17 protein-coding genes are annotated in these 11960 nt (G+C 58.3%); 11 read left to right on the forward strand and 6 right to left on the reverse strand.

What is annotated here, in order from left to right; translation table 11 throughout:
• The 10 genes from ACJAXR_RS09985 to ACJAXR_RS10030 all read left to right on the forward strand — a co-directional run bounded on the left by ACJAXR_RS09985 (nt 1) and on the right by ACJAXR_RS10030 (nt 6889).
• Nucleotides 1-801, forward strand: a complete 801-nt coding sequence (locus tag ACJAXR_RS09985; RefSeq protein ID WP_415058109.1) for an SDR family NAD(P)-dependent oxidoreductase — start codon at nt 1-3, stop codon at nt 799-801.
• The gene (locus tag ACJAXR_RS09990; protein WP_415058110.1) at nt 801-1556 is read left to right on the forward strand and encodes an SDR family NAD(P)-dependent oxidoreductase; all 756 of its coding nucleotides are present in this window, start codon (nt 801-803) and stop codon (nt 1554-1556) included. The genes ACJAXR_RS09985 and ACJAXR_RS09990 overlap by 1 nt, the downstream gene beginning before the upstream one ends.
• Entirely contained in the window at nt 1556-1762 is a 207-nt protein-coding gene (locus ACJAXR_RS09995; RefSeq protein WP_415058111.1) for a hypothetical protein, read from the forward strand. Before ACJAXR_RS09990 ends, ACJAXR_RS09995 begins: the two co-directional genes overlap by 1 nt.
• A 16-nt stretch (nt 1763-1778) precedes the next feature.
• Entirely contained in the window at nt 1779-2549 is a 771-nt protein-coding gene (locus tag ACJAXR_RS10000; RefSeq protein ID WP_415058112.1) for a creatininase, read from the forward strand.
• Nucleotides 2546-3205, forward strand: a complete 660-nt coding sequence (locus ACJAXR_RS10005) for a cysteine hydrolase family protein (RefSeq protein WP_415058113.1) — start codon at nt 2546-2548, stop codon at nt 3203-3205. The genes ACJAXR_RS10000 and ACJAXR_RS10005 overlap by 4 nt, the downstream gene beginning before the upstream one ends.
• Nucleotides 3198-3980 carry an N-acyl homoserine lactonase family protein gene (locus tag ACJAXR_RS10010; protein WP_415058114.1) on the forward strand — a complete coding sequence of 261 codons (783 nt, stop codon included), beginning with the start codon at nt 3198-3200 and terminating at the stop codon, nt 3978-3980. The genes ACJAXR_RS10005 and ACJAXR_RS10010 overlap by 8 nt, the downstream gene beginning before the upstream one ends.
• Nucleotides 3977-4744, forward strand: coding sequence for a hypothetical protein (locus ACJAXR_RS10015; protein ID WP_415058115.1), 768 nt, complete (start codon nt 3977-3979; stop codon nt 4742-4744). The genes ACJAXR_RS10010 and ACJAXR_RS10015 overlap by 4 nt, the downstream gene beginning before the upstream one ends.
• The gene (locus tag ACJAXR_RS10020) at nt 4741-5583 is read left to right on the forward strand and encodes an ABC transporter permease (RefSeq protein ID WP_415058116.1); all 843 of its coding nucleotides are present in this window, start codon (nt 4741-4743) and stop codon (nt 5581-5583) included. The genes ACJAXR_RS10015 and ACJAXR_RS10020 overlap by 4 nt, the downstream gene beginning before the upstream one ends.
• A gap of 5 nt (nt 5584-5588) precedes the next feature.
• Nucleotides 5589-6434 carry an ABC transporter ATP-binding protein gene (locus ACJAXR_RS10025; protein ID WP_415058117.1) on the forward strand — a complete coding sequence of 282 codons (846 nt, stop codon included), beginning with the start codon at nt 5589-5591 and terminating at the stop codon, nt 6432-6434.
• A 104-nt stretch (nt 6435-6538) separates the two neighbouring features.
• Complete coding sequence (locus tag ACJAXR_RS10030) at nt 6539-6889, forward strand: hypothetical protein (RefSeq protein ID WP_415058118.1); 351 nt, start codon at nt 6539-6541, stop codon at nt 6887-6889.
• A gap of 18 nt (nt 6890-6907) precedes the next feature.
• Here ACJAXR_RS10030 and ACJAXR_RS10035 read toward each other — a convergent pair whose 3' ends face one another.
• From ACJAXR_RS10035 to lptM, 6 genes are read right to left on the reverse strand one after another with little or no spacing between them, the layout of a single operon-like run.
• On the reverse strand, nt 6908-7606 hold the full coding sequence (locus ACJAXR_RS10035; protein WP_415058119.1) for an HAD family hydrolase: 699 nt from the start codon (nt 7604-7606) through the stop codon (nt 6908-6910).
• The gene (gene xerC / locus ACJAXR_RS10040) at nt 7606-8499 is read right to left on the reverse strand and encodes a tyrosine recombinase XerC (protein ID WP_415058219.1); all 894 of its coding nucleotides are present in this window, start codon (nt 8497-8499) and stop codon (nt 7606-7608) included. Before xerC ends, ACJAXR_RS10035 begins: the two co-directional genes overlap by 1 nt.
• 18 nt (nt 8500-8517) lie before the next feature.
• The gene (locus ACJAXR_RS10045) at nt 8518-9222 is read right to left on the reverse strand and encodes a DUF484 family protein (protein WP_415058120.1); all 705 of its coding nucleotides are present in this window, start codon (nt 9220-9222) and stop codon (nt 8518-8520) included.
• Entirely contained in the window at nt 9219-10049 is an 831-nt protein-coding gene (gene dapF / locus ACJAXR_RS10050; RefSeq protein WP_415058121.1) for a diaminopimelate epimerase, read from the reverse strand. The genes ACJAXR_RS10045 and dapF overlap by 4 nt, the downstream gene beginning before the upstream one ends.
• A 1-nt stretch (nt 10050) precedes the next feature.
• Nucleotides 10051-11304, reverse strand: coding sequence for a diaminopimelate decarboxylase (lysA, locus tag ACJAXR_RS10055; RefSeq protein WP_415058122.1), 1254 nt, complete (start codon nt 11302-11304; stop codon nt 10051-10053).
• Between the two features lie 43 nt (nt 11305-11347).
• Nucleotides 11348-11494, reverse strand: coding sequence for an LPS translocon maturation chaperone LptM (gene lptM / locus ACJAXR_RS10060; RefSeq protein WP_415058123.1), 147 nt, complete (start codon nt 11492-11494; stop codon nt 11348-11350).
• A gap of 101 nt (nt 11495-11595) precedes the next feature.
• Here lptM and cyaY point away from each other — a divergent pair, with 101 nt between their 5' ends.
• Nucleotides 11596-11934, forward strand: a complete 339-nt coding sequence (gene cyaY / locus ACJAXR_RS10065) for an iron donor protein CyaY (RefSeq protein WP_415058124.1) — start codon at nt 11596-11598, stop codon at nt 11932-11934.
• The last annotated feature ends 26 nt before the right edge of the window (nt 11935-11960 follow it).

Here is an 11960-nt window from a genome sequence, read left to right on the forward strand (position 1 = left end):
ATGCACAATCTTGACTACAACAGCCAGTGCGTGGTGATCAGTGGCGCAGCCAGCGGTATCGGTAAGGGCTTGGCACTGGCCTTTGCCAACCAGGGGGCGCAACTGGTGCTGCTTGATCGTAACGCCGTCGTGTTGGAAGAGACCGTCCGGCAGCTTGTCGCGCACAGCGGCGCAGCAAACAACCGTGTCAGGTCCTTGTGCGTGGATCTTGCAGATGATGCGGAGGTCCTGAGTTGTTCCCAGTGGATGCGCGCAGAAGACCTGTCGATCGACGTACTGATCAATAACGCAGGCATGGAGTTACCCACGCCGCTGATGGATGACGATCCTACGGCCAACCAACGCTGGCAGACTCAGCTCGACAATAACGTTGTTAGCATGGTCCGGCTCACCCGTGCACTGCTGCCGTTGTTGCGTGACGGTGGCAGCATCATCAACCAATCATCCATCTGGGGGCTGAGTGCCGTAGCGGGCTTTTCTGCCTACTGCGCGAGCAAGCACGCGGTCATCGGTTTGACGCGCTCCCTGGCCTGGGAGCTGGGCAGTCGACGCATCCGCGTTAATGCGGTGTGTCCAGGCTGGGTAGGAACGGACGCAGCAATGGCCTCTCTGCAAGCAATGGCTCAGGCTAGCGGTCGCAGCGAGAAGCAGGAGCTGGCACAGATCCTCGCGGGGCAGGTGATTCCTGAACTGCTGACACCGGCGCAACTGGCTGGAACCTTCCTGTTTCTCGGCAGCCCTCTGTCGCAAGCGATCACCGGACAAGCATTGGTGGTCAGTCATGGGGAGGTAATGCACTGATGGCGAACTATGAACTTAATGCTCAGCGCATTTTGATCACCGGCGCTACCACAGGCATCGGCCGTGCCTGTGCGCTGCTGCTCGCAAAACAAGGCGCGCAGGTATGGATCAACCATCACGGACAAGCCGAGCAGGCCGCTGAGCTGGCCGATGGTATCCGAGCTGAAGGTGGTCAGGCATGGCCGGTCGAAGCTGACGTAACCAATCCTGATGCGGTCGCCGCGATGTTCACACGGGTCTGCGCAGAGGGTCCGTTACAGGGTCTTGTAAATAACGCTGGCATCATTCTGGAAAAGCCTTTTCTGCAGACAGATGAGCAGGACTGGCAGCGCATCATGGCGGTTGATCTAGATGGAGTGTATCGCTGTTGCCGGCATGCTCTGGAAGGCATGACGTCGGCCGGTAGCGGCAGCATCGTCAATATCAGTTCCGATCTGGGCTTTCTCGGTCGTGAGCAATACGTTGCCTATTGCACAGCCAAGGCAGGGGTCATCGGTTTGACCCGCGCGCTAGCACGGGAGTTCGCGCCGCATATTCGGGTTAACGGCGTAGCGCCCGGGCCGATTGAAACGTCGATGCTATCAGCGGATAACATGAGCGAGGAGTGGCTGGCCAAGGAGCTGGCAATCCCGGCAGAGCGCTTCGGCAAGCCCGAAGAGGTAGCGGCCGCGGTGGGCTTTCTGTTGTCGTCTTCGGCCAGTTTCTTTACCGGACAGATACTGGGTCCCAATGGTGGCTCCTGGATGGGTGGCTGATGTTGCGCCCTGAATTGATTTTAATTATGGCTACAGTCATGTGGGGAACCAGCTGGGTGCCCCTGCACGCCTTCGCGGATCTGGGCCTGAGCGGTATGCCGATGGTGCTCGCAAGCTATTGCCTGATTGCGGTCGTGGCATTGCCATTGGTGTTCTCCCCGCGCAGGCAATGGCTGCCTGGCTGGATAGTCCCCAACCCACATTGACAAGGAGTATGCCCTGATGAACACGTTGTATATGGATCAGATCAGTTGGGTGGAATACCAGCGGCGCGTCGAGGCCGGTGCTGTGATATTTCTACCCTGTGGAGCGACTGAGCAGCATGGCCCACACCTGCCGCTTGGCACCGATGCACTTCTGTCTACTGCGCTCAGTGCTGATGTGGCCGCTCGCGTCGATGGCATCGTGGCGCCAGCGCTTGCCTATGGCTACAAATCTCAACCCAAGTGCGGAGGTGGTCAGCACTTCTGTGGCACCACTAGCCTCGACGGTGCCACTCTGACCGCGCTGGTGCAGGATGCTGTGCGCGAATTTGCCCGCCATGGGGTCAAGCGCCTGGTATTGGTACTCGGACACTACGAGAATCAGTGGTTCGTTGCAGAAGGTATCCAGCTGGCCCTGCGAGAACTGGGTCGCGACTGTGACATGGAAGTGATGCGCCTGGAGCATTGGGACTTCTGCCGCGAACAGACTCTGGCCGATATCTTCCCGGACGGTTTCCCGGGTTTTGCCCTGGAGCACGCTGCCGTTATCGAAACTTCGCTGATGCTGCATTATCACCCGCAGCTGGTGGCGCTGGATAGCATCCCGGATGATCTGCCGGCGGATTTTCCGCCTTACGACATGTACCCGACTCGCACCGAGTGGGTGCCGCCTTCAGGGGTGCTGTCATCGGCCAAAGGGTCAACGGCGGCAAAGGGCGCGCGCATGGCCGGCGACATTGTGGATGGCATCACCGCCGCAGTGCGCCACGAATTCGCGTTGGCGTTGTGAGTCTGCTCGGCGGATTGCAGCCTGCCCACTGCGCGCTGTTGTTGATCGATATGCAGCGTGACTTTTGTGCACCCGGTGGTTATGCCGACCGCGCTGGACTTGATATTCAGCGTCTGCGCGCTCCTATCCCGGCACAACAGGCGCTGTTGTCGGCGTCACGCCGAGCCGGATTGTTGGTGGTTCACACTCGCGAGGGCCACCGTGCGGATTTGACTGATCTGCCTGAATGGAAACGCGAGCGGGCCGAGCGCAGTGGAGCACCGATCGGCCAAGCAGGCCCGATGGGGAGACTGTTGATCCGCGGCGAGCACGGTCACGGTCTGATCGATGAGCTACAGCCAATGAGTAATGAACCTGTCATCGATAAGCCAGGGTACAGCGCCTTTGCACATACTGACCTCGAATTGCTCCTGCGCAATCGGGGTATCAAATGTCTGTTGATTACCGGGGTGACTACCGAGGTTTGCGTCAGCTCAACACTGCGCGCAGCTATCGATCTTGGCTTCAGCTGCCTCACTGTCCGTGATGCCTGCGGTTCACCTCATTCCCCATTGCACGATGCTGCGCTGCAAATGATTAGCGTCGAGGGTGGCATTTTTGGTGAGTTATGCAGCAGCGCTGAACTGATCAAACGGTTGGAGATGTCCCATGACTGATGTACTGAAGCTTTGGCCCCTGCTCACGGCGACACATCGTTACGACAAATCCTATTCGACACGCGGCCGCGGTATGGGCACCTCGATCGAAGCACCGATTCTCGCCTACCTGATCGAAACCCGGCAGGGCCGCGTACTGTTTGACGTGGGCTGTGATTACCACAAGCTCAAAGACGCGCAGGCACGCCAGCAATGGTACAACCCGCAGGACTTTCCGATGGGCGCGCCGCAGATGGATGAAGAACAGCGTTTGGGAGCACATCTGGCGCGGATGGGGCTGCAAACCCAGGACATCGACTTGGTCTTTCTCAGTCACCTTCACTTCGATCATGCCGGCGGACTCTGTGATGTCTGCGGGGCCGAGGTGCATGTGCATGAAGACGAATTACAGGCAGCGCGCGAGCCGGCAGATGACGCGTACTTTGCTGACGACTTCGCCGGTAATGTGCGCTGGCGTTTGCAACAGGACGAATATGATCTGCTGCCTGGCTTGCGAGCGCTGAATACGCCCGGTCACACCGCAGGGCACATGTCACTGATGATCCAGCTGCCACAGGGCGCGCCGGTTATTCTGGCAGGTGATGCGGCTGACCTGCAGGAAAACATCGATGATGAAATCGCTCCTGGCCTCTGCTGGCGGGATCGTGAGGATATGGCTTGTGACAGCATCCGCAAGCTCAAGGCGCTGGCTGCCGAGACCGGTGCGCAGCTTTGGCCCAATCACGATATGGCCTTCTGGCGAGGCCTCAAACGATTTCCGGAGTACCATTCATGAATAACGTACCTGACGCCTACCTCGGTGTCTGGCAGCGCACGCTGCTGCGCACGGCTGATGGCCAGGAAGATTGCGCAACCCGTGTTTTCTGGCTGCAGACGACATTGCTGCATGCCGACATGCGCATGCCTGATCCGACGCCGAAGACGATTGATCAGCGGATCAGCCAAGGGGGCTTTGCCGGTCTGACCGAAGTCCAGGGCAGTCGCTGCCAGTGGCACCGACTATTGGATTTCCATCCTGATAGTGGTACTGACGTCGGCATTATGGAGTTCGTCGGTCCCGATGAAGTCCATGAAGCAGCGCCGGATGGCAGCTATCTGGAAATCTGGCGGCGCCTGCCGGAGTCAGTTGGCGCTACTCAGGCTGTCTGGTTGGCGGCGACGGACGATGCGCAGCGTCAGGCTTGCCTGTTGCTGGCGGGGGATTTTTTCATGTTCGTCGCCGATCGGCCTGTGGCCACACAAAAAGGCATACCGCTTAGAGCGCAAGTAGCTGGGCTGGACGCCGATCGGGCCGAGATCATGCTGGGCAGTGAGTTTTCGTTCGGCCGAATCGCAGGAGGAGGCTTGCCATGGGAGATCACACTCTCAACCCTGCCGGGGCGAGCCAGACGCTGCCTGCTGCTGGAGTCGCCGGAAGCTGAGATAAAGAACTGGCCTATCAAGAGTCTGGCGACACTGGGTGGTTATCCCCCCTTGAATGGCTGGCAGCGTGCGCCGTTCCCATTATTGAGTCTACCTGCACAGGAGGTCGCGCTATGACTGCACAAGCTCCGATTCCGGAAAAAAAAGGGCTGATCGCTGCCCGCGTCAGCCGACCGCGCTGGTGGGTTATCCGTGGCGAGATGAGTGGACGGACTTCCGCCGTGTTGGCGGCTGTGGGCTTGATTGCCCCCTTTTTGGCTTGGTGGGTGTACACGCTATTGGGTTTTGCTGATCCGCTATTTATGCCAGGGCCCGGAGCAGTAGCCGAGCGATTTGTGCATTGGTGGACCGACGAGGGCCTGCTCAACGATACCGCGATTAGCGTGTATCGGGTGATGGTTGGATTTTTGATCTCGGCATTGATCGCTTTACCTCTGGGCCTGTATCTAGGCACCTATCGCCCGGTGCAGGCGACATTAGAGCCCTTGATCGACTTTATCCGTTACATGCCGGCCGTTGCCTTCATTCCGCTGGTCATGCTTTGGGTGGGTATCGGTGAGAGCTCGAAGATTCTGATCATTTTCATTGGTACATTTTTTCAAATGGCACTCATGGCCGCCGAGGACGTGCGTCGGGTACCTATGGCGCAGATCGAGGCCGCGCAAACAATGGGCGCCAGCCGCAGCGAGATTATTCGGCTGGTAGTACTTCCCTCAGCCCGTCCGGCATTGCTCGATACGCTGCGTATAACCTGTGGCTGGGCCTGGACCTATCTGGTGGTTGCAGAATTGGTGGCCTCCAACTCCGGGCTGGGTTACGCGATATTGCGCGCCCAGCGCTATATGCACACTGATAAGATTTTCGCTGGCATCCTGCTGATCGGCTTGATCGGCTTGCTCACCGACCAGGCATTCCGCTGGATCGGCCGCCGCGCATTCCATTGGCAGAAGAGGTAGTACCCATGGACGAGCCATGCATTCGTATTCGTGACGTAGGCAAGATATTTCAGACACGGGAACAGCAGATTCAGGCGCTGACGGACGTTAATCTGGAAGTGTACCCCAACGAATTTATTACTTTTGTAGGTGCCTCGGGCTGTGGCAAGTCCACGCTGTTGCGTATTCTCGCTGGACTTGAGACCCATAGCAGCGGCGAGATCCTGTTGCATGATCAGCCCATTGATGGTCCCGGAGTGGATCGTGCAATGGTCTTTCAGCATTACAGTTTGTACCCATGGCTGACAGTAATGCAGAACATTCGCTTTTGTCGCCAGCTCAAAGTGATATCCGATACTGTCTATAGCCAGTCGGATGTGGAAACGGCAAGCGGACGGGCCGATGCGTTGCTCAGCTTGATGGGCCTGCGACCCTTTGCTGATGCTTACCCCAGCCAGTTATCAGGTGGCATGCAGCAGCGCGTGGCCATAGCCAGGGCGCTGATGCCCCGGCCCGACATCATGTTGATGGATGAGCCTTTTGGCGCGCTGGACGCACAGACCCGCGAGGTCATGCATGATCTCATTCGCCATGTACATCGACTGGAAAAGAGTACGATTCTGTTTGTCACTCATGATGTGGAAGAAGCAATCTATCTGGGTAGCAAAATTGTACTGATGGCTCCGCGGCCGGGACGCATCGACAGCATCTACGAGGTGCCCCTGCCCACCGAGCGCCATCAGGATATGAAACTCGAGCCCGAGTTTATTCAGCTCAAGCGCGAAATTCTTGGCCGCATTCGTGAGACCTCCGGTGTACAGACCGATCTTGAGCAGTTGCAGCGACTGACTCGGGGAGCGCAGGCCTTGTAGGGCTGATTGAATATGGGTAATAAAACAAAAAACATCGAATTACCCCTAGCCAAATCCTGCCGTTAGGCTATAAATAGCGTGTTTTTTACGGTGGAGTGGCTGGGATGAGTGACGACGATTTAGAGAACGACGATCTGGAACGCGATGAAGACAGTGACGTGGACGACTCGGATGAAGCCGACGATCTTCCTAACTCTGACCATAACCATGATGATGACGGCGATGGTGACGACGACAGCGACACGCCAGTAGTCAAGTCGCGTAAAAAGGCGGCGCCAAAAGCCGATCCGCTCGAGGGGCTGTCGGTCGAAGCCAAGGAGCGCGAGCGTGAGATGCTGGCGCTGCAAATGGAAGAGTTCATGGCTCGCGGTGGCAAGGTTCAGGAAGTGGGTGCCAATGTGGTTGCCGATCCGCCGAAAAAGCCCCAAGGCAAGTACGGTAGCCGGCCCATATAGGCTAAGCCTTCACTGATTTCAAGCCGTGTAGGCGGTCAGCCAGGCAGGTATTTCGCTCAGGCAACTTACCTCGCCGCTGGGTCTGGGCTGGTCAGGCCAGTCCAGTTTCAGCCGGTTGAACCAGAGCGTGTGGAGGCCCACGTCCTGAGCCCCCTGGATATCATCCACCGGGTGATCACCAATATGCAGCGTGTTCGCCGGTTCGACGCCGGCCCGTTCCAGTGCGTGCAGAAAGGGTGCCGGGTCGGGCTTGCTCAGACCGACCTCGTCTGCGGATACGATCACGCTGAAATATTGATCTAGCCCCAGCCTGCGCACATCGGCATTGCCGTTGGAGATGGTAGCCAGCTGATAACGCGTGCTCAGTTCCGCCAGGAGTGCTTCGGCATGGGGAAAAAACGTCAACGCATGGCGTGCGTCTAGAAACACCTCAAAGCCTTGCTGGGTCAACGCTTTCGCCTGCTCTGCGTCATAGCCTGCACGGCGCAGGCCCAGTTCCATGATGGCCAGGCGAAAAGCGGTCACCCGATGACGCAGCTCCGGATTGGCAGCCAGTACGTCATGACGCAGTGCCTTGCGTGCTGCGCTATCGAGTTGCTGGGTAAACCGGGGAGCATGCTTGTCAAACCAACGCAGCAGGGTCTGCTCGGCGGCTATAACCACCGGCTCGGTTTCCCATAGGGTGTTGTCGAGGTCGAACGTCAGCAGTTGGATCATCAGGTACTCGTCTTGCGCTTGGCGCGCGGATGGGCCTTATCATATACCTGGGCCAGGTGTTGGAAATCCAGGTGGGTATATATCTGTGTGGTGCTGATATCGGCATGGCCGAGGAGCTCCTGCACTGCGCGCAGGTCCCCGGAGGACTCCAGCACGTGACTGGCAAAGGAGTGGCGAAGCATGTGCGGATGCAGGTTCTGGCCAATATGCGTTACGCCCCAGCGGCGCACGCGTAATTGAATCGCGCGGGGTGTAAGACGTCGCCCCTGTTTGCCGATGAACAAGGCCTGTTCTGGCGTATTGGTGAGTAAACGTAGCTCGAGCCAGCGCTGCAAGGCTTCACGCGCCATACGACCCACTGGAATCAGTCGTGTCTTGCTGCCTTTACCCAGTACCCGTACTTCACCCTGGGGCAGGTCGAGCTCGCTGATATCCAGGCCGGCCAGCTCCGACAAACGCAAGCCGGACGAATAGAACAGTTCCAGCATCGCGTGATCGCGGACGGCAAGCCAGTCATCGTCGCTGCTGTCGTCGAGAAGCTGTGAAGCCAGATCCGCATCCAATGCGCGGGGCAGTTTGCGCGGTGAGCGCGGTGCGCGCAGGTCTACCGCCGGATTATGCTTGCACAGTTGTTCGCGAATCAGGAACTGGTACAGGCTGCGCACGGCACTCAGCATGCGTTGCAAACTACGGCCGGAAAGGCCCGCCTGATGGCGTTTGGCAACAAACAGACGCAGGTGCGTGGCGTCGACGGCCTGCCAGCGCGGACAGTCTTGCGCGTCGAGGAAGTCGCGTAGGCCTTCCAGGTCATGCCGGTAAGCCTGCAGGGTGCGCGGGGATAGCTGCCGCTCGCGCTGCAGGTGAGCGAGAAAGGCCTCCAGGTCTGATTGCAGTGCACTGACAGGCATTGCTTACACCCTGACGTCGTCAGCGATGGGACGCTGACGCAGCAGCACACGGGCCAGTGCGTCGGCTATATAACCCAGAAACAGAGTGCCGGTAGCATTACGGTAATGGTTGGCATCCCGACTACCCAATGCCAGCACGCCATGCAACCCTTGATGCTGAATAGGCGCAATAGCGGTGGACGCGACCTGGTCGGACTGCTCACCGAACAGGAAAGCAAGTTCGTCTGGGCGCAGCACGCCACTGAGGGTTTTGCCGCTATCGAGCAGATGCCCAATGGATTCGCGCGCCTTGGCATGGCTAACACAGCGGGCATTGGGGAAGCGCTGTGCCTCGCTGAACAGGACTAGGCTGACGAAGGGCACCTGAAAGTCATCGCGCAGGCTATCCTCAATGCTAGCAATAACTTGTTCCAGACTCTGGGCTTCCAGCAGATCGAGTATCAATCGCCGGCTTTTTTCGAACAGACGGTCATTTTCACGCGCTACGTCCATCAGTTGGCCGAGGCGATGACGCACATCGATATTGCGCTCGCGAAGCAGTTTGACCTGACGCTCTACCAGCGATACGGCCTGACCTGATTGGTGGGGAATGATCAGGTCGGGCAAGAGCTCGTCGTATTCGGCGAAGAAGGCCGGATGTAGCCGCAGGTACTCGGCAACAGTATGGGCATCAAGCTGATGCGCAGGATGTAATGGCTTGTCGCTCATAAACGTATCTGTCCTTCGTAAACGCGAGTGGCCGGGCCAGTCATCATCACCGGCTCACCGGGACCAGCCCATTCAATCTGCAGGTTGCCACCGGGCAGCTCGATCTGAACCGGGGAGGCCAGATGCCCCATGCGGATGCCTGCTACCGCTGCGGCGCAGGCGCCGGTGCCGCAAGCGCGGGTTTCGCCGACTCCGCGTTCGAATACGCGCAGGCGGGCATGGTGACGATCGACCAGTTGCATGAAGCCAGCATTGACGCCCTTTGGAAAGCGGATGTGACGCTCGATCAGCGGGCCTAGACGTTCGACGGGGTAGGTATCCACGTCATCTACCAGCGTGATGCAGTGCGGGTTGCCCATTGATAGCGCAGATATCTGCAGTGTTTCGTCCTCGACCTCGAGTTCGCAGAGAATTGATTCAGTTTCGGCTGCGAATGGAATCTGGACGGGCGAGAGCCTGGGTGCGCCCATATTGACCGTTATCTGGCCATCCGTCTGGATGTTCAGGGTAATAGGTCCGCCGGCGGTTTCTACCTGGATATCGGACTTGGCCGTCAGTCGCTTGTCCACCACGAAGCGGGCGAAGCAGCGCGCACCATTGCCACACTGTTCGACTTCGTTACCGTCTGCATTGTAGATCCGGTAACGAAAATCCATCTCTGGATTGCTCGGCGGTTCTACCACTAGCAACTGATCAAACCCTATGCCGGTATGCCGGTCGCTCCACAGCCTAATGAGTCGGGGGGTGAGCTGGGCGTGCTGGGTCACCAGGTCGATGACCATGAAGTCATTGCCCAGCCCGTGCATCTTGGTGAATCGCAGCAGCATGTCAGACCCCAGGTAGCAGCGATTCCCCAGCGAATAGCTCGCTGAGGGCTTCACGACGGCGGATCTGGTGGCACTGGCTACCATCGACCATCACCTCGGCCGCTCGCGGTCGGGTGTTGTAGTTCGAGCTCATGACAAAACCATAGGCGCCTGCCGAACGCACGGCCAGCAGATCGCCTTCGGCAAGCGCAAGGCTGCGATCCTTACCGAGAAAATCGCCGGTCTCGCAGACGGGGCCGACGATGTCCCATTCCAGAGCGGGCACATCATCGCGGGGTCGCACCGCATCAATGCCCATCCAGGCGCTATACAGTGCAGGGCGGATCAGATCATTCATTGCGGCATCGATAATGGCAAAATTCTTGTGTTCGGTTGGCTTGAGCAGATTGACCTGAGTAAGCAGCACGCCGGCGTTAGCGACAATGGAACGGCCGGGCTCGAACAGCAGCGTCAAATCACGTTCGCCGAGATGTGCCTTTACCTTGGCCAGATACGCTGCCGGTGATGGAGGCGTTTCGTCGCGGTAGGTCACGCCCAGCCCGCCGCCCAGGTCCAGGTGATGGATCTTGATGCCCTGCTCGGCCAATTCATCGACCAGTGTCAGCAGGCGGTCGAGAGCGTCAATCAGGGGGGTATCGTCAGTCAGCTGTGAGCCGATATGGCAATCTACACCGCGCACGTCGATGTTCGGTAATTCGGCGGCGCGGCGGTACACTTGCGGCGCGCTGGCAATATCGATACCGAACTTGTTTTCCTTCAAGCCGGTCGAAATGTACGGGTGGGTCATGGCGTCCACATCAGGATTGACCCGAAGTGATACCGGCGCCTTGACGCCCAACTCAGCGGCGACCGTTTGCAGGCGCTCCAGCTCGGCGATGGATTCGACATTGAAGCAAAGAATACCGACTTCAAGCGCCCGACGCATTTCTTCGGCCGTCTTGCCCAGGCCTGAAAAAACAATGCGCGCAGGCTCTCCGCCGGCGGCCAGAACCCTTTCCAGTTCGCCACCGGAGACAATATCGAACCCAGCGCCCAGGCGCGCAAGAATGTTCAGCACAGCCAGATTGGAGTTGGCCTTTATGGCAAAACAGACCAGATGTGGTGTCCCGGCCAGTGCCTGATCCCAGGCTAGCCAGGCTTGCTCTATGGCCTGGCGAGAGTAAACGTAACAGGGAGTGCCGTACTGCTTGGCAATAGCGGACAACGGCAAAGCTTCGGCGTACAGTTCGCCATCGCGGTAATCAAAAGCTGTCATGGTATGGGCTTCATGTTCAGGTATACGGGGGTAAGCAGATCGTTCAGCGCTCGGTGGGCTGCTGAATCATCGCTTCTTCGGCTTGGCTGCGTGGCTCTTCTGACTTCTCAGCCGGCATGTAAAGAGCCCCTTTCTGACCGCAGCCAGCCAGAACGAGTAACGCGAGCAGCACGAGAATTGAATGCTTCATGATTAAATCCTTGTTGAAATACAGGCAATATACGGCAGTATACCCAGCCGCCCGGTCTGACGCATCCGAACCGGCGCTGGAAGCAAAGAGAAGAGAACCGCATGCATGAACTGAACGAAGCTGATTTCAACAGGCAGGTCGATCTGCTGCAGGATCGAATCGAGCACGCGCTGGATGCCAGTGGACTGGATCTAGATATGGAACTGGTAGAAGGGTCGCTGGTATTGATCCTGGCCGAGGGCCCCCGCCTGGTTGTCGGACGGCAGCCAGCGTCGCGGGAAGTCTGGCTGACCGCGCCGGATGCGACGCGCCATTTTGGTTACGTCCCTGATGAAGGCTGGCTTCACGACTGCGACGACGAGCCTCTGGAAAGGGTGTTGAGCCAGATTCTTGCCGAGTTGACCGGTGAAGAGCTGGAACTGGACTTGGAGGAAGAGTAGGTGTCAAACGCCGGACGTCAGCCATC

It is taken from the genome of Halopseudomonas sp. (assembly GCF_047631575.1).
Taxonomy (GTDB): domain Bacteria; phylum Pseudomonadota; class Gammaproteobacteria; order Pseudomonadales; family Pseudomonadaceae; genus Halopseudomonas.

Bases quoted from the DNA above. Each gene is read 5' to 3' on its own strand.
- ACJAXR_RS10025 (WP_415058117.1), top strand. From the start codon at position 5,589: ATGGACGAGCCATGCATTCGTATTCGTGACGTAGGCAAGATATTTCAG.
- lptM (WP_415058123.1), bottom strand. From the start codon at position 11,494: ATGAAGCATTCAATTCTCGTGCTGCTCGCGTTACTCGTTCTGGCTGGC.
- ACJAXR_RS10020 (WP_415058116.1), top strand. From the start codon at position 4,741: ATGACTGCACAAGCTCCGATTCCGGAAAAAAAAGGGCTGATCGCTGCC.
- ACJAXR_RS10000 (WP_415058112.1), top strand. From the start codon at position 1,779: ATGAACACGTTGTATATGGATCAGATCAGTTGGGTGGAATACCAGCGG.
- ACJAXR_RS10030 (WP_415058118.1), top strand. From the start codon at position 6,539: ATGAGTGACGACGATTTAGAGAACGACGATCTGGAACGCGATGAAGAC.
- ACJAXR_RS09990 (WP_415058110.1), top strand. From the start codon at position 801: ATGGCGAACTATGAACTTAATGCTCAGCGCATTTTGATCACCGGCGCT.
- cyaY (WP_415058124.1), top strand. From the start codon at position 11,596: ATGCATGAACTGAACGAAGCTGATTTCAACAGGCAGGTCGATCTGCTG.
- ACJAXR_RS10035 (WP_415058119.1), bottom strand. From the start codon at position 7,606: ATGATCCAACTGCTGACGTTCGACCTCGACAACACCCTATGGGAAACC.
- ACJAXR_RS10045 (WP_415058120.1), bottom strand. From the start codon at position 9,222: ATGAGCGACAAGCCATTACATCCTGCGCATCAGCTTGATGCCCATACT.
- ACJAXR_RS10010 (WP_415058114.1), top strand. From the start codon at position 3,198: ATGACTGATGTACTGAAGCTTTGGCCCCTGCTCACGGCGACACATCGT.
- ACJAXR_RS09985 (WP_415058109.1), top strand. From the start codon at position 1: ATGCACAATCTTGACTACAACAGCCAGTGCGTGGTGATCAGTGGCGCA.
- ACJAXR_RS10015 (WP_415058115.1), top strand. From the start codon at position 3,977: ATGAATAACGTACCTGACGCCTACCTCGGTGTCTGGCAGCGCACGCTG.
- lysA (WP_415058122.1), bottom strand. From the start codon at position 11,304: ATGACAGCTTTTGATTACCGCGATGGCGAACTGTACGCCGAAGCTTTG.
- ACJAXR_RS09995 (WP_415058111.1), top strand. From the start codon at position 1,556: ATGTTGCGCCCTGAATTGATTTTAATTATGGCTACAGTCATGTGGGGA.
- dapF (WP_415058121.1), bottom strand. From the start codon at position 10,049: ATGCTGCTGCGATTCACCAAGATGCACGGGCTGGGCAATGACTTCATG.